The 16,596-nt window shown below is 39.4% G+C and carries 16 protein-coding genes; 9 read left to right on the forward strand and 7 right to left on the reverse strand.

What is annotated here, in order from left to right; all coding sequences use genetic code 11:
• The first annotated feature begins 1 nt into the window (after position 1).
• The 5 genes from OVN21_RS05605 (at position 2) to OVN21_RS05625 (ending at position 6,602) form a co-directional block, all read left to right on the forward strand.
• Complete coding sequence (locus OVN21_RS05605) at positions 2 to 811, forward strand: MBL fold metallo-hydrolase (RefSeq protein WP_267247627.1); 810 nt, start codon at positions 2 to 4, stop codon at positions 809 to 811.
• Positions 812 to 900: 89 nt separating this feature from the next.
• Positions 901 to 1,143, forward strand: a complete 243-nt coding sequence (relB, locus tag OVN21_RS05610) for a type II toxin-antitoxin system RelB family antitoxin (RefSeq protein WP_267247628.1) — start codon at positions 901 to 903, stop codon at positions 1,141 to 1,143.
• A 1-nt stretch (position 1,144) separates the two neighbouring features.
• Positions 1,145 to 1,399: a type II toxin-antitoxin system RelE family toxin gene (locus tag OVN21_RS05615; RefSeq protein ID WP_267247629.1), complete on the forward strand. Its 255-nt coding sequence runs from the start codon at positions 1,145 to 1,147 to the stop codon at positions 1,397 to 1,399.
• Positions 1,400 to 1,473: 74 nt separating this feature from the next.
• Positions 1,474 to 3,351, forward strand: coding sequence for an Eco57I restriction-modification methylase domain-containing protein (locus OVN21_RS05620; RefSeq protein ID WP_267247630.1), 1,878 nt, complete (start codon positions 1,474 to 1,476; stop codon positions 3,349 to 3,351).
• Complete coding sequence (locus OVN21_RS05625; RefSeq protein ID WP_267247631.1) at positions 3,348 to 6,602, forward strand: DEAD/DEAH box helicase family protein; 3,255 nt, start codon at positions 3,348 to 3,350, stop codon at positions 6,600 to 6,602. The genes OVN21_RS05620 and OVN21_RS05625 overlap by 4 nt, the downstream gene beginning before the upstream one ends.
• 33 nt (positions 6,603 to 6,635) lie before the next feature.
• Here the strand turns inward: OVN21_RS05625 and OVN21_RS05630 are convergent, their stop codons facing one another.
• The 7 genes from OVN21_RS05630 to OVN21_RS05660 form a co-directional block, all read right to left on the reverse strand.
• Positions 6,636 to 6,983 (reverse strand): thioredoxin, encoded by a 348-nt coding sequence (locus OVN21_RS05630; RefSeq protein WP_267247632.1) that lies wholly within the window; start codon positions 6,981 to 6,983, stop codon positions 6,636 to 6,638.
• A gap of 111 nt (positions 6,984 to 7,094) precedes the next feature.
• Complete coding sequence (locus OVN21_RS05635) at positions 7,095 to 8,813, reverse strand: phospho-sugar mutase (RefSeq protein WP_267247633.1); 1,719 nt, start codon at positions 8,811 to 8,813, stop codon at positions 7,095 to 7,097.
• 149 nt (positions 8,814 to 8,962) lie between these two features.
• A complete protein-coding gene (gene lysS, locus OVN21_RS05640) occupies positions 8,963 to 10,453 on the reverse strand; it encodes a lysine--tRNA ligase (protein ID WP_267247634.1) in 1,491 nt (496 codons plus the stop codon).
• Between the two features lie 137 nt (positions 10,454 to 10,590).
• Positions 10,591 to 11,214, reverse strand: coding sequence for a histidine phosphatase family protein (locus tag OVN21_RS05645; protein WP_267247635.1), 624 nt, complete (start codon positions 11,212 to 11,214; stop codon positions 10,591 to 10,593).
• A complete protein-coding gene (locus OVN21_RS05650; protein ID WP_001085914.1) occupies positions 11,214 to 11,696 on the reverse strand; it encodes an aminoacyl-tRNA deacylase in 483 nt (160 codons plus the stop codon). Before OVN21_RS05650 ends, OVN21_RS05645 begins: the two co-directional genes overlap by 1 nt.
• Positions 11,696 to 12,538 carry a DUF368 domain-containing protein gene (locus OVN21_RS05655; protein ID WP_267247636.1) on the reverse strand — a complete coding sequence of 281 codons (843 nt, stop codon included), beginning with the start codon at positions 12,536 to 12,538 and terminating at the stop codon, positions 11,696 to 11,698. The genes OVN21_RS05650 and OVN21_RS05655 overlap by 1 nt, the downstream gene beginning before the upstream one ends.
• Positions 12,539 to 12,643: 105 nt before the next feature.
• A complete protein-coding gene (locus OVN21_RS05660; RefSeq protein ID WP_267247637.1) occupies positions 12,644 to 13,444 on the reverse strand; it encodes a glycoside hydrolase family 25 protein in 801 nt (266 codons plus the stop codon).
• Positions 13,445 to 13,599: 155 nt separating this feature from the next.
• Here OVN21_RS05660 and glmU point away from each other — a divergent pair, with 155 nt between their 5' ends.
• The 4 genes from glmU to OVN21_RS05680 are packed head-to-tail and all read left to right on the forward strand — an operon-like array spanning position 13,600 to position 16,566.
• A complete protein-coding gene (gene glmU / locus OVN21_RS05665) occupies positions 13,600 to 14,979 on the forward strand; it encodes a bifunctional UDP-N-acetylglucosamine diphosphorylase/glucosamine-1-phosphate N-acetyltransferase GlmU (RefSeq protein WP_267247638.1) in 1,380 nt (459 codons plus the stop codon).
• A gap of 9 nt (positions 14,980 to 14,988) precedes the next feature.
• Complete coding sequence (locus OVN21_RS05670) at positions 14,989 to 15,534, forward strand: NUDIX hydrolase (RefSeq protein WP_267247640.1); 546 nt, start codon at positions 14,989 to 14,991, stop codon at positions 15,532 to 15,534.
• 11 nt (positions 15,535 to 15,545) lie between these two features.
• Entirely contained in the window at positions 15,546 to 15,857 is a 312-nt protein-coding gene (macP, locus tag OVN21_RS05675; RefSeq protein WP_267247641.1) for a cell wall synthase accessory phosphoprotein MacP, read from the forward strand.
• A 16-nt stretch (positions 15,858 to 15,873) separates the two neighbouring features.
• Positions 15,874 to 16,566: a 5'-methylthioadenosine/adenosylhomocysteine nucleosidase gene (locus OVN21_RS05680; protein ID WP_267247642.1), complete on the forward strand. Its 693-nt coding sequence runs from the start codon at positions 15,874 to 15,876 to the stop codon at positions 16,564 to 16,566.
• Positions 16,567 to 16,596 lie beyond the last annotated feature (30 nt).

Here is a 16,596-nt window from a genome sequence, read left to right on the forward strand (position 1 = left end):
AATGAGTGAAAAAGGCTTTAAATACAGTGTTTTAGCGTCAGGTTCCAGTGGAAATTCCTTTTATCTGGAAACCTCAAAAAAGAAAATCCTAGTAGATGCGGGCTTGTCTGGTAAAAAGATTACTAGCCTACTTGCTGAAATCAATCGCAAGCCAGAGGACTTGGATGCCATCTTGATTACCCATGAGCATTCAGATCATATCCATGGAGTCGGTGTATTGGCTCGCAAGTATGGTATGGATTTGTATGCCAATGAAAAAACTTGGCAAGCTATGGAAAATAGCAAGTATCTTGGCAAGGTGGACTCTTCGCAAAAACATATCTTTGAAATGGGCAAAACCAAAACTTTTGGAGATATAGATATCGAGAGTTTTGGGGTCAGTCATGATGCAGTCGCTCCGCAGTTCTATCGTTTTATGAAGGATGATAAGAGTTTTGTCCTTTTGACTGATACAGGTTATGTTAGTGACCGTATGGCAGGTATTGTCGAAAATGCGGATGGCTATCTTATCGAGGCCAACCATGATGTAGAGATTTTGCGAGCAGGTTCTTATGCTTGGCGACTCAAACAACGTATCCTATCGGATCTCGGTCACCTTTCTAACGAGGACGGTGCTGAGGCCATGATTCGTGCAATGGGAAATCGGACTAAGAAAATCTACCTCGGGCATTTGTCCAAAGAGAACAATATCAAGGAGCTGGCTCATATGACCATGGTCAATCAGCTAGCACAAGCTGATCTGGGAGTCGGAGTAGACTTTAAGGTTTATGATACCTCACCAGATACCGCAACACCCTTGACAGACATATAGAAAGAACGCTGAGAAGGTGTTCTTTTTATATTGACTGAACATCTAAAAAGTAATACAATGGTATTACCAATAATTCTAGGAGAATAAACATGCCGACTATTACATTAAAAGTTTCTGAAGCTGATAAAACATTTATGAAAGCAATGGCTAAGTTTGAAGGAGTTTCGCTATCCGAGTTGATACGAACAAAAACTTTAGAAGCTTTAGAGGATGAATATGATGCTCGTGTGGCAGATTTAGCCTATCAAGAGTATATAGAAGACTTGGAAAAAGGACTTAAACCCATTACTTGGGAAGAAATGATGCACGATTTAGGCTTGGAGGATGAATAATTTGTATAAATTAGTTCCAACAAGACGTTTCATCAAGCAATTGAAAAAAATGGACCGTTATACGCAGAAGCTAATTACAAACTATTTACAAGCCAATGTTTTGGAAGATCCAAGACAAAACGGAAAGGCTTTGCTTGGTAATCGTGTTGGTCAATGGCGCTATAGAATTGGTAATTATCGAGTTATCGTACAAATTGTAGATGATGAATTAGTCGTTGCTACTCTAGAAGTTGGTCATCGAAGAGATATTTATTGAATTACTTTTTCCAAGTAAATTTTCATTCCTTAAAATATGATATAATAAAGTTTATAGTAGGAGAAAGGTTGCTTATGACAATAGATATTAGTGAAGAAAGTTTAGCTAAAGAATCGGCTGACTTATTAAAAATTCTTTTAAAAGATCGAACGACCAAGAAAAATATTGTTTGGGCTACGCATTCTTATGAATTGTTAGGAAAGGGATTTGCTCCAAGTAATCGCATCAATCCAAGTAAGGTTACTGGAAACTTTGCCAACTTGATTCAGCCCAGATCTGAAAAATCCAAATATGAACAAAAAGATCGGACAAAAATAAGGGCAGAAGTGTTTACGCCAACTTGGTTGGTTGCAAAGCAAAATGGATATGTAGAATCGGAACTAGGCTCTCTAAGTCTTGAGGAGTATGTTGACCTAAGATGGTTGGAGATAACTTGTGGTGAAGCACCTTATATGGTTACTCGCTATGATACCGTAACTGGTAAGGAAATTCCATTATCTGAGCGAGTTGGTTTTGTTGATAGAAAATTACAGCGTATTAGTCGTGAGGTTTCAGATGAAGTCGCCTTTTATGAACTTATAAAAGAAGCTTATCGTGCTTCCTATGGTTATGAGTACCAAGGGGACTCTCTCCTCTTGGCGCGTGAAAATCTTTTAGCGACCTTTGAGGACTATTATCTAGCTAAGACTGGAAATCAACCGACATTAGAGCAAAAGAAAGAAATTGCGACTATTATATCCTACAATGTCTTTCAGATGGATGGATTGAAAAAAATCAGTCCTTATTCAGCTAAACAAAGGCAATCTCAACAATTGAGTTTGTTTGCGGATGAGCTAGAAGCCCAAGAAGTAGAAGAATCTAAAACCCAAATCAAAGACTGGAAAAAGAATAGAATGATAGGTTTTGAGCGCCTATCTAGCGAGGAAAGTGAAATGAAATTTGATGTTGTGATAGGAAATCCGCCGTATCAGGAGGAGGCACAGGGAACAAGTACGAAGGATATGCCTATATATCATAAATTTATTTCAGAATCATATAAAATTTCTAAAAAAACCTCTTTAATAACCCCTGCTAGATTTTTATCAAATGCTGGAGGGACTCCAAAAAATTGGAATCAACAAATGTTGAATAATCGACATGTAAAAGTTTCTTTTTTTGAACAAAAAAGCGGTAATGTATTTCCTGGAACTGATATTAAAGGTGGGGTAGCAGTTACTTATTATGATACTGAACAAGAATTTGAACCAATTGAAGTTTTTGTTCCCTTTATAGAAATGAATTCAATTAGAAAAAAAGTGATTAAGAAAAATTTTGAATCTATTGATAAATTTGTTACTAATAGAGGATCATATCGCTATTCTGATTTGATTTATACAGATTTTCCTAATCTTATGAAGAGAGTTTCAGATAGGAGAGTTGCTTCTAATGCTTTTGAAAAATTGCCTGAATTATTTTTTGATGTTAAACCTGAAGATGGAAATGAGTATATTAAAATATATGGACGTTTTAATAATGAACGTGTATATAAATGGTTTAGAAAAGATTATGTAACATGTCCATCAAATTTTGAAAAGTATAAAATAATTCTTCCAAAAGCAAATGGAAGTGGGGCGATTGGCGAAGTCCTATCGACCCCCGTCATCGGGTACCCCGTCATCGGGTACACAGAAACATTTATTTCTGTTGGTGAATTTGATTCTTTAGAAGAGGCAGAGGCTTGTTTAAAATACATTAAATCTAAGTTTTTGCGCACAATGCTTGGAGTTTTGAAAATTACTCAAGATAATACGAAAGCGGTATGGCATTATATTCCTCTCCAAGATTTTACGGTCAATTCGGACATTGATTGGACACAATCAGTGGCTGATATTGACCGCCAGCTATATAAAAAATATGACCTGTCTCCTGAAGAAATTGCCTTTATTGAGACTCATGTACGGGAGATGGATTGATGGTAGAAATTAAAACCTCAAAAGAGATTCATCCTAAAATCTATGCCTACACCACACCGACAGTAACTAGCAATGAGGGATGGATTAAGATTGGTTATACAGAACGTGATGTCACGCAACGTATCAAGGAGCAAACGCATATAGCTCATATATCTACAGATGTCTTATGGACTGGAGATGCGACCTATACAGAAGAGCCTGATAAGGGGAAAACTTTCAAGGATCATGATTTTCACCATTTCCTTTCTTTCCATGATGTAGAACGTCGTCCCAAGACGGAATGGTTTTACTTTAATGGAACTCCTGAAAAATCTAAAAATCTCTTCGATAAATTTGTTCAGCATGATTTGTCAGGTTATCAGCCTGGACAAGGACAGGACTATACCCTGCGACAAGAGCAGGAAGAAGCAGTTGCTAAGACATTAGCTTATTTTAAAGATCATCCAGGAGGCAAGTTTCTCTGGAATGCTAAGCCGCGCTTTGGTAAGACCTTATCTACCTACGACCTAGCTCGACGGATGGAAGCTGTCAATGTCCTGATTGTCACAAACCGCCCTGCCATTGCTAATTCATGGTATGATGATTTTGAAACATTCATAGCAGGTCAAACGACTTATAAGTTTGTTTCTGAATCAGATAGCCTTAAGAGTCGTCCAACCTTGTCACGTAAAGAATTTGTTGGTATTTTAGATGACGATGTAAGACAACTTGCTTTTATCAGTCTCCAAGACTTGAAAGGCTCTGCTTATCTTGGTGGAGAGCACAATAAACTCAAATGGGTAACTGACCTACATTGGGATTTATTGGTTATCGATGAAGCTCACGAAGGAGTTGATACCTTTAAGACAGACCAGGCTTTTAACAAGATTCGACGGAATTTTACCTTACACCTTTCTGGAACTCCATTTAAAGCATTGGCTAAGGGAGAGTTTGCAGAGGAGCAGATCTACAACTGGTCTTATGCGGATGAACAGTCTGCTAAATCGACCTGGTCTCCTGAGCAAGAAGAGGAAAATCCTTATGAAAGCTTGCCTCAGTTGAATCTCTTTACCTATCAAATGTCTCAGATGATTGGCGAAAAGTTAGAAAAAGGCGCTCAGCTCGATGGTGAAAATATTGACTATGCTTTTGACTTAAGTGAATTTTTCGCTACAGATGATAAAGGGAAATTTATTCATGAGCATGATGTCAGAAATTGGTTAGATACTCTATCAAGCAATGAAAAGTATCCATTTTCAACCAAAGAACTCCGTAATGAACTCAAACATACTTTTTGGTTGTTGGAACGTGTAGCCTCAGCTAAGGCTTTAAAAGCACTACTAGAAGAACACCCAATTTATGAAAACTATGAGATTGTTCTAGCTGCTGGTGACGGGCGTATGTCAGAGGAAGATGATAAGGTCAAACTCAAATCCTTAGACTTGGTTAGAAAAGCGATAGCAGAAAATGACAAAACCATTACCCTTTCCGTCGGTCAGTTGACGACAGGTGTGACTATCCCTGAATGGACAGGCGTATTGATGTTGTCAAACTTGAAATCACCTGCCCTTTATATGCAAGCTGCCTTCCGTGCTCAAAATCCATACTCATGGAGCGATAACAAAGGAAATCACTTCCGCAAAGAAAGAGCCTATGTCTTTGACTTTGCACCAGAAAGAACCTTGATTCTCTTTGATGAGTTTGCAAATAACTTATCGCTTGCGACTGCAGGAGGCGGCGGGACTTCGACAACTCGTGAAGAAAATATTAGAGAATTATTAAACTTCTTTCCAGTTATTGCCGAAGACCGTGCTGGTAAGATGGTTGAAATTGATGCCAAGGCGGTTCTAACCATTCCCCGCCAGATAAAAGCTAGAGAAGTTCTTAAACGTGGATTTATGTCCAATCTCTTATTTGATAATATCAGCGGTATTTTCCAAGCTAGTCAAACAGTTCTAGACATTTTAAATGAACTCCCAATTGAAAAGGAAGGGAAGGTACAAGATAGTTCTGATTTATTAGACTTTTCAGATGTTACAGTCGATGATGAGGGAAATGCAGTAGTAGACCATGAAATCGTGGTCAATCAACAAATGCGACTTTTTGGTGAAAAAGTTTATGGGCTTGGTGAATCTGTTGCTGAGTTAGTCACAAAAGATGAGGAACGAACTCAAAAACAGCTGGTCAATGACTTGAGTAAGACCGTTTCTTCAGTGATTGTAGAGGAATTGAAAGCTGGATATGACCTGAAAAATCGGGAAACAGACCACATCAAGAAACAAATTGTAGCAACGTTTGAGAATGAAGTTCGAAAAAATGAGATAGAACGCAAAATTTCTGAAGCTCATATCAAGGAAGAGTTGAAAGAACAACTCAAGGAAGCAAATGATAAGGAGCAAAAAGATAAGATTCAAGAAGTTCTTGAAAAACGAATAGAAGAAAATAATCTCATTCATAAAGAAAAACTAGAGCAAACACTCAAAAAAGAAGTTGAAAAAATGCCTGAGAAGTTTATCGAACAGGTTGAGATAAAACGGGTTGAACAGTTGAAACAATCAGCTCAAGATGAGATTCGTGACCATCTACGAGGGTTTGCAAGAACAATTCCAAGTTTTATTATGGCTTACGGTGATCAAACTCTAACACTTGATAATTTTGACACTTTTGTTCCTGCCCATGTTTTTTATGAAGTAACAGGGATTACGATTGATCAGTTTAGATATTTGCGAGATGGTGGGCAAGATTTTGCAGGGCATCTCTTTGATAAAGCAACATTTGACGAAGCTATTCAAGAATTTCTTCGCAAGAAAAAGGAGTTGGCAGATTATTTTAAAGATCAAAAAGAAGATATTTTTGACTATATTCCACCGCAGAAGACCAACCAGATTTTCACGCCTAAACGTGTGGTAAAAAGGATGGTAGATGATCTAGAAAAGGAAAATCCAGGGATTTTTGATGATCCATCTAAGACTTTTATTGATTTATACATGAAGTCAGGTCTCTATATTGCAGAACTTGTGAAGCGATTATATAATAGCGATGGCTTGAAAGAAGCCTTTCCAAATCCTGAGGAACGCTTAAAACATATTTTGGAAAAGCAAGTTTATGGATTTGCTCCGTCTGAGATTATCTATAACATTTCTACTAATTTTATATTTGGCAATCTTTCTAAAGATATACGTAGGAAGAATTTTGTTTTAGAAGACACTATTCCAGCAGCTAAAGATGGAAGAATTCAGGAGTTGGTTGATTCCTATTTTGAAGATAATTAAAAAAGAAGGCATTGACCTTCTTTTTTATATCTTTTACAATCTTGCAAATTCTTTGATTTCTTGTGCTGACATTGAAGAGTCGCAACGGACATTGATTTGGCCATCTGCGATATAAATAAAACCTGGTACAGTTGGGATTCCGTAGCGTGAGCGGAATGCTTGCAATTCATTAAGTTGGCTTGCTTCTTCACTATTGATGAAGTAGATGTGAGCTTTAGTTTCAGCTACGACACCAGCCAATGTACCTGTAAATTTACGGCAGTAAGGGCAAGTTTTGCGACCGATAAAGAAGGTTGCAGTTTCTTTTTTGTCAAGAGCTTCTTGCGCACGCGCAACTGTAGTGACTTCAAGGTCTTTGATATTATCTAAAAATTGTTCCATGAGATTACCTCGCTTTCATTGATATGTCTAGTATGCCATAAAGTTCCTAAAATTGCTTAGATTTGATACAAAAAAAAGATGAGATTGGTTTGTCTCATCTTTTATAGGATTTTATTTTACAAAAGCATTGATTTCTGCTTCGATGTTAGCAATCTTAGCTTGTGATTCGTCGTTGGTTTCCCCTACAACTGCAATGTAGAACTTGATTTTTGGTTCGGTACCTGAAGGGCGAACGGCAATCCATGAACCGTCAGCAAGTGTATATTTCAACACATCACTTGGAGGAGTTGTCAAGTTTGTAACAGTTCCATCAGCAGCAGTAGCTGTTTGAGCTTTGAAGTCTTCTACGATAGTGATAGCTGTTGCATTCCATTCTTTTGGAGCATTGTTGCGGAATTTGGCCATAATTGCTTTGATTTGTTCAGCACCATCGACACCTGAAAGGGTAACAGAGATAGTTTTTTCTGCGTAGTAGCCGTACTCTTTGTAGATTTCTTCGATACCGTCTGCAAGTGTCAAACCACGTGAACGGTAGTAGGCAGCAAGTTCAGCAACGACAAGAACAGCTTGGATAGCGTCTTTATCACGTACGAATGGTTTAATCAAGTAACCGAAGCTTTCTTCAAATCCCATCATGTATGTGTGATTGTGTTTTTCTTCGAATTCTTGGATTTTCTCAGCGATGAATTTGAAACCAGTCAAGACGTTGAACATGGTTGCGCCGTAGCTTTCAGCAATCTTCGTTACCAAGTCAGTTGAAACGATAGATTTGCAAAGAGCTGCGTTTTCTGGAAGAGTTCCAGCGTTTTTGTGGGCTTCCAAGATGTATTTAGCCATGATAGCACCGATTTGGTTACCTGAAAGGTTGAGGTAGCTACCATCTTTTTGAAGAACTTCAACACCAACACGGTCAGCGTCTGGGTCAGTTGCGACAAGAACATCTGCACCAACTTGACGACCAAGTTCTTCAGCAAGGGCAAAGGCTGCTTGGCTTTCTGGGTTTGGAGATGTTACAGTGGAGAAGTCTGGGTCAGCAGTTGCTTGCGCTTCAACGACTTGAACAGAGTCAAATCCTGCTTGGGCAAGAGCACGACGAGCTAACATTTCACCAGTACCATGAAGTGGTGTGTAGACAATCTTCATGTCTTTACCAAATTCTTCAATCAAGGCTGGGTTGATGTTCACATCTTTGACTTCTTTGAGGTATTCTACATCGACAGCTTCTCCGATAACTTCAATCAAGCCAGAAGCTTTTTCAGCTTCCACATCAGCAACTTCAACAGCAAATGGGTTTTCGATTGCACGGATATAAGTTGTCAAAGCGTCCGCGTCGTGTGGAGGCATTTGTCCACCGTCTTCACCGTAAACCTTGTAACCGTTAAATGGAGCAGGGTTGTGGCTGGCTGTGACCATGATACCTGCGAAACAGTTGAGATGACGAACTGCAAATGAGAGTTCTGGAGTTGGACGAAGGCTTTCAAATACATAAGATTTGATACCATGTTTAGCAAGAACTGCTGCAGATTCAAATGCAAACTCAGGTGAGAAGTGACGGCTATCGTAGGCAATTGCGACACCACGTTCTTTTTCATTTCCACCTTTAGATTCAATCAAACGAGCCAATCCTTCAGTAGCTTGACGAACAACGTAGATGTTGATGCGATTTGTACCAGCACCAATCAAGCCACGCATACCTGCAGTACCAAATTCAAGATTTGTATAGAAGGCATCTTCTTTTATTTTTTCGTTCATGTTTTCTAAATCTTGACGAAGGTAGTCAGGAAGCTCCGCAAAATCAATCCATTTCTGGTAATTTTCTTGGTAAGACATTAAAATTCTCCTTTTTGTAAATTGTTTTAACCGTTCACATTATAGCACTTTTTAGCATTTTAGTAAAACCTTAGCATAACTTTAAATGTAGGAAATTTACTTTTATTCAAGATCACAAAATCCCCTGGCATGAGCCAGAGGATGAGAGTTTATTTCATTGTTGGGAAGAGCAATACGTCACGGATAGTGGTTGTATCAGTGAGGAGCATGCAGAGACGGTCGATACCGATTCCCAAACCACCTGTTGGTGGCATACCATATTCAAGAGCTTCGATGTAATCGTAGTCGATACCTGTTGCTTCATCGTCTCCAAGTTCTTTGGCTTTCGCTTGGGCTTCAAAACGGCTAAGTTGGTCGATTGGATCGTTCAACTCAGTAAAGGCATTACCATACTCCTTAGTCATGATGAAGAGTTCAAAACGGTCAGTAAAGCGTTCGTCTTCAGGATTTTTCTTAGCAAGTGGGGATACAGCTACTGGATGACCATAGACAAAGGTTGGTTGGATCAAGGTTTCTTCGACAAATTCTTCAAAGAAAGCGTTGATGATGTGACCAACTTCAGTATAGTGTTTCTCAACTGGAACTTTCTTCTCAGCAGCGATAGCTTTAGCTTCTTCGAAAGTCATGTCTTGCCAGAAATCCACGCCAGTAATTTCCTTGATAGCATCCACCATGTGAACACGTTTAAATGCTTCGTTGATTTTGATTTCAGTTCCTTGATAATTAACTGGACCATCCCCCTTAACTGCCTTAGCAGCGTGTTGGACAATACCTTCCGTCAAGTCCATGATATCTTGGAAGTCAGCATAGGCTTGGTAAACCTCAATCATAGTAAATTCAGGATTATGAGTTGCATCCATTCCTTCGTTACGGAAGATACGGCCAATCTCATAGACGCGTTCCATACCACCGACAATTAGACGTTTGAGATGAAGTTCTAGAGCTATCCGAAGCACCATATCAATATTTTGAGCATTGTGGTGTGTAATAAATGGTTTGGCAGCAGCACCACCGGCTTCATTATGAAGAACAGGTGTTTCAACTTCAAGGAAACCTTTTTGATCTAGATAACGACGAATTTCAGAGATAATTTTTGAACGAGTGACAAAGCGTTCAAAACTTTCGCGATTTGAAATTAAATCAAGGTAACGTTTGCGGTAGATAGTTTCAACGTCAGTCAAACCATGGAATTTCTCTGGAAGTGGTCGAAGTGCCTTAGACAAGTGTGTAATGTGAGTGGCCTTGATAGAGAGTTCTCCCATATCAGTACGCATCACTTCCCCTTCGACACCAAGGAAATCACCAAGGTCTGCTTTTTTGAAGATTTCGTAGTTTTCTTCACCGACAGCATCTTTACGGACGTAAATCTGAATCTGGCCTTCACGGTCTTGAAGGTGGGCAAATCCAACTTTACCTTTACCACGTTTGGTTACCAAACGTCCTGCGATAGTAGCAGTTTCGTTTAATTCATGTAATTGTTCTTTATCGAGTTCTGCAAATTTGTCTTTTAGTTCTTGAGAGTTAGCAGTACGTTCAAAACGTTTACCGAAAGGATCAATTCCTTGTTCACGGAGTGCAGCCATTTTTTCACGGCGAACGATCTGCTGGTCATTTAGTTCTTCCATATGTTCTGTAGACATGGGATCCTCCTAGTTTTACTCAAAATTTGATACGATGAGTCTTTTTTGCGATACTCCCATTTTATCATAAATAGTCAAGAAATTCACGGATATTCTTTGAAAACTAAAAAGAACTTGACCATTAAGATCGAGTTCCATTATTTTCCCTGATAGGAAGTGTCATTCCAATTTTCAAGAGTGAAGGTTTCAAAATTCTCAGTTTCTAAAATTGTTAGACTAGCATTTGCTAAACCTCCATCTTTTCGAAGAAGGGGTTCTTTATAACCTAGAAGGGTACGAAGACTAGCAGTGAGATTTGCACCATGACCAACAATTAGAACTCTCTCAGCCTGACTCCCCTTCAGAGATTTGATAAATTGAATGGTACGTTGAGTTGTACTGTAGAGGGATTCCGCTTCAAACATTCTTGTATCGAACTTAGCTAAGTTTGTACGAAAAGCTTTGATTTGTTGTGGATAAATGGCCTCTAATGTTGCAATTTTTAATCCCTCTAGTTTTCCGAGATGCCATTCACGCAGGTCAGGAATAGCCTTTAAAGGACATTGTATCTGGAGTTGACTTTGGATAATTTCAGCAGACTTAACCGCTCTGGGTAAATCACTAGAATAAATCGTATCAAAAGGAATTTCCTTGAGATGTCGACCCAGTTGTTTTAGGATGTCAATGGACCCTGGAAGAAGAGGTGAGTCCCCTCCAGCACCTTGGAAACGTCCTTCAAGATTCCAGATAGTTCGGCCGTGACGCACAAAATAGAGTTTCATCAGTTGTTTTCCTCCAAGATATCTGCAAAATCTGCTTTCACAAAGCTAGCTAAGTCTTGTGGAGCAATGATAATACTATGCCCGACTTCCCCAGCAGAGACGATCATCTTGTCCAAATCTAAAGCTGTTTTATCAATAAAAATAGGATAGTTGTGTTTTTGGCGAATGCCGACGGGGTTATTTGCCCCATGAATATAGCCTGTCGTTTTTTCTAGGTCTTTTTGTGGAATCATACTCACTTTTTTATTACCAGAAACCTTTGCTAATTTTTTTTCAGCGAGGTGTTCTGTTATGGGGACGATTCCGATGATTGGGCCTGTCTTGTCCCCCAGCAGAGCCAAGGTTTTAAAGATATGTGTTCGATCATATTCCGAAGGAAGTTCTCCCTCAAGCGCATTGATTTGAATCCCTGTGTGCTCAATTCCTGCTTTGGTTAAGATTTGCTCGACAAGAGTTTTTTTAATCTTTACTTTTTTTGCCATTATTTATACTTATCCTCCAATTGACTCATCCAGATACCAAGCCAAATGCCAAGTGCAAAGAAGAAGGCGATGAGAACATAGCTCACGATGGAAAGTCCAGTGTATTGGATACTTTCAGCGCTTCCAGCATTTGGAATCAAAATCAAGAGGGTGCTTGATAGCACAATCCCAATAATAAAGTGATAAACACGGGAGTGGTAGTTGTTCAAGGCATGGTCCATTAATTTTGAAAAGATAATAAGAGTTGCTCCTGCACCAATCCCGATAGGAAGGAAGGTACTAAATAAATCAAAGGTCTTAAAGCCAGTTAGCATTGGAGCGTACAGTCCTAAAATCAAGAGTAGATTTGATGGACTTAAACCAGGCACCAAGACACCAAGAGCTAAAAGAACACCTGCCAAGATGAAACTAGAGAAACTGGCGCTGAGAGAACCAACAACAAAGTTTAGCGCGTAGAGCCCTAGTCCTGAAAGGATAAAGGTGGTCCAGAACAAGACTAGGTCAATCTTGTCACGATTAGATTCTCGAGTAGATTCTTTAAGGAGACTAGGAACTGTACCGATGATAGCTCCCGCAAAGCTCCACAAAACATAGGCTTGGTAATTTTCTAGCAAATACTCGATTGGATAAGAAAACAAACCAATACCTAGCAACATCCCAATAGCTACTGGGATAAAGTATAGGACACTCTCTTTAAAATCCTTAAAGGGATGAGCAAGAAAGCCAATCATTCGCTCGTAGATCCCCAAAATCGCTGCCAGAACACCACCAGAAATTCCAGGTAGGATAAAGCCTAAGGCGATGATGATTCCTTTAATAACTCTTGCAATCCATGAAAACATATTAGACTCCTCAATTTCATAAATTTCTTTCTCTATCTTATCAATTATAACACAGACGGCAAAAAAATGAAAAAGCAAGTGAAAAAGTTGCGATTTTCACTTGCTTTATGGTCTTAAAAATAGCTTTCTGAAGGTTTCTTCTTTTTCCTTACCAGTAGAAATGAGATTGATGTCTAGGTGATGTTCAAATCCTGCAATTTTTCCTTTGGAAGTATACTGATGAAGGTCATAGTCTAAATCAGTATTGGGTGTAGCCTCAAAGTAGCCTGAGTCTGTCCCATAAGAAGGAAGCCAAACAGCGGAGAAATTTCCCGTATTGATGCTATGTTCTTGCATGAAATAGACACCAATGTAAATCCCGATATTTTTAGCGCCCAGTGATTCAAGTTTAGCTCGAAAAGCTTCGACTCCGTCATTCATATCTGCCATTGTTTTTTCCTCAACGTCAAGCCAGTAATAACTAGGATTATATGGAGAAGCAGAATTGTAGAAAACTTCAGCCGCTTTTTCCATTTCTTCTTTGTTCGTACCAGTTAGATAAGCATAAACGGCTACGGGGACATTGCGCTTTTGAAATTCTGAAATGTGATTTTTATAGGATTTATCGACCCCGTTGATAAAGGCTGCATCATTTGCTTCCGTGTGTTGAGCACCACTGTGTACGCGAACAATAGCTCCAGAAATATTTTGAGATAAAATATCGTAGTTTATCTCCTCCGGTCTTTGCCAACCAGAAATGTCAATAATGGGTTTATCAAGATTATGCAAGGCTTGGTTTTCAACTTGGACAGTGTTGCTTTTTGACTTGACCGAATGGTCTTCATAAGATGGTTTATTAAAGATTAAAATAGCTATAAAAATGGTGAATAGACTAAAAATAATAGCTGGATGAATCTCTTTTCTCATATCTAATTAGTTTAACGTAAATAGATAAAAAAATCAAAGAAAATGTTGAAAAGATGAATGAACTAGCATGTTTTCCCCTATTTCTCTGTTTGTATACTCCTAAGGAAGTAAATTATGGTATAATATAAGAGAATTTTTACAGAAAAGAGAATAGTATGTCAAGTTATGCCATTATCTTAGCAGCGGGTAAAGGTACTCGCATGAAATCAGATCTTCCAAAGGTACTTCATAAGGTAGCAGGAATTTCGATGTTGGAACACGTTTTTCGTAGTGTTGGTGCTATTCAACCTGAAAAAACAGTTACTGTAGTTGGTCACAAGGCGGAGCTAGTTGAGCAAGTCTTGGCTGGACAGACAGACTTTGTCACTCAATCGGAACAGCTGGGCACAGGGCATGCCGTTATGATGGCAGAACCCATTCTCCAAAATCGCTCTGGGCACACCTTGGTTATCGCTGGAGATACTCCTTTAATTACAGGTGAGAGCTTGAAAAATCTCTTGGATTTCCATATTAATCATAAAAATGTGGCGACGATTTTAACAGCTGAAGCAGCTGATCCTTTTGGGTATGGTCGTATCGTCCGTAACGATAACGCTGAAGTTCTTCGCATTGTGGAGCAGAAAGATGCCACAGACTTTGAAAAGCAAATTAAGGAAATCAATACAGGAACATATGTATTTGACAATGAACGTCTTTTTGAAGCCCTTAAAAACATCAACACCAACAATGCCCAAGGTGAATACTATATTACTGATGTGATTGGTATTTTCCGTAATGCGGGTGAGAAGGTTGGCGCCTATACTCTCAAGGATTTTGATGAAAGTCTTGGAGTAAACGACCGTGTGGCTCTTGCCACTGCGGAAGCAGTGATGCGCCGCTGTATCAACCAAAAGCATATGGTTAATGGTGTCAGCTTTGTCAATCCAGAAGCAACTTACATCGATGTTGATGTTGAGATTGCTCCGGAAGTCCAAATCGAAGCCAACGTTACCTTGAAAGGTCAAACGAAGATTGGGGCGGAAACTGTCTTGACAAATGGAACTTATATCGTGGATAGCGCTATCGGAGCTGGAGCTGTGATTACGAATTCCATGATTGAGGAAAGTACAGTTGCAGATGGTGTGACAGTCGGTCCGTATGCTCATATTCGTCCAGGCTCAAGTCTAGCTTCCCAAGTTCACATTGGAAACTTTGTTGAAGTAAAAGGATCTTCAATCGGTGAAAATACCAAGGCAGGTCATTTGACCTATATCGGAAACTGTGAAGTGGGTAGCCATGTTAACTTTGGTGCAGGTACGATTACAGTTAACTACGACGGGAAGAATAAGCACAAGACTGTCATTGGTAATAATGTCTTTGTTGGATCAAACTCAACCATCATTGCTCCAGTGGAACTTGGTGATAATTCACTAGTTGGAGCTGGTTCAACGATTACAAAAGATGTTCCAGCTGACGCTGTTGCTATTGGACGTGGACGTCAAGTTAATAAAGATGAATATGCACTATGTTTGCCTCATCATCCTAAGAATCAGTAGGAGTCTATCATGGAATTTGAAGAAAAAACGATTAGCCGGAAGGAAATCTACCAAGGTCCTATTTTTAAGCTAGTGCAAGATCAGGTGGAACTACCAGAAGGGAAGGGAACTGCCCAACGTGATCTGATTTTTCACAATGGAGGCGTATGCGTTCTAGCTGTGACAGCTGAGGATAAAATCGTCCTTGTTAAGCAATACCGAAAAGCTATTGAAGCTATCTCTTATGAAATTCCTGCTGGTAAACTGGAACTTGGTGAAAATGCAGATCCCATGTCGGCGGCCCTTCGTGAATTGGAGGAGGAGGTTGCCTATACAGGTAAGTTAGAACTCTTGTATGACTTTTACTCAGCCATTGGCTTCTGTAATGAGAAGTTAAAACTATACCTAGCCAGCGATTTGACAAAAGTGGAAAATCCGCGTCCGCAGGATGAGGATGAAACCTTAGAAGTCCTTGAAGTGAGCTTAGAAGAAGCCAAGGAATTGATCCAATCGGGTCATATCTGTGATGCCAAGACAATTATGGCTGTTCAGTATTGGGAATTGCAGAAAAGATAGAGGAGGTCAGTATGGGTAAACCTTTATTAACGGATGAAATGATTGAAAGAGCTAATAGAGGCGAAAAAATTTCAGGTCCCCCTTTGCTAGATGATGAGGAGACTAAGATTTTACCAACCTCTTCTGCCTGTTTTGGTTATGCCAATCCTAAGGGACATGGCTTTAGCCAAGAAACCTTGAAGATTCAGGTTGAACCGTCTATTCATAAAAGCCGTCGCATTGAGAATACTAAGAGAAATGTTTTTAACTCGAAACTAAACAGAATCTTATTTACAGTCATCCTACTCTTGATTTTACTTGTGTTGGCGATGAAACTTTTGTAATAGAAAAGGAAATAAAATGAAAATTGGAATCATTGCAGCAATGCCAGAGGAACTCCTACACTTGACTCAGAATTTAGATAAAGCACAAGAAGTCCAAGTCCTCGGAAATACTTACTATACTGGCACTGTGGGCGAGACAGAAGTTGTTCTGGTCCAGAGTGGGATTGGGAAGGTCATGTCGGCTATGAGTGTAGCAGTTCTAGCTGACCATTTCCAAGTGAATGCCGTTATCAATACAGGATCAGCAGGTGCAGTTGCAGAAGGGATTGCCGTTGGAGATGTAGTGATTGCGGATAAATTGGCTTACCATGATGTGGATGTAACTGCTTTTGGATATGCTTATGGTCAGATGCCCAGTCAACCTCTTTACTTTGAATCAGATCAGAAGTTTATCGCTAGGATTAAAGAAAACTTATCTCAGTTAGAACAGACCTGGCACCTAGGCTTGATTGCTACAGGGGACAGTTTTATAGCTGGTGATGATAGGATTGCTAGTATCAAATCTCACTTTCCAGATGTTTTAGCAGTTGAAATGGAAGGGGCAGCGATTGCACAGGCAGCTCAGGCTCTTGGCCTACCTTTCTTAGTCATTCGTGCCATGAGCGACAATGCCAATTACGAAGCTTCTATCTCTTTTGATGAGTTTATCATTGAAGCTGGATGTCGTTCTGCCCAAGTTTTACTGGCCTTTTTAAAGGCTATGGATTAAGCGGAAATTTGACAGTTTATCTAGCTTATG

The organism is Streptococcus sp. Marseille-Q5986 (assembly GCF_946902915.1).
Classification (GTDB): Bacteria; Bacillota; Bacilli; order Lactobacillales; family Streptococcaceae; genus Streptococcus.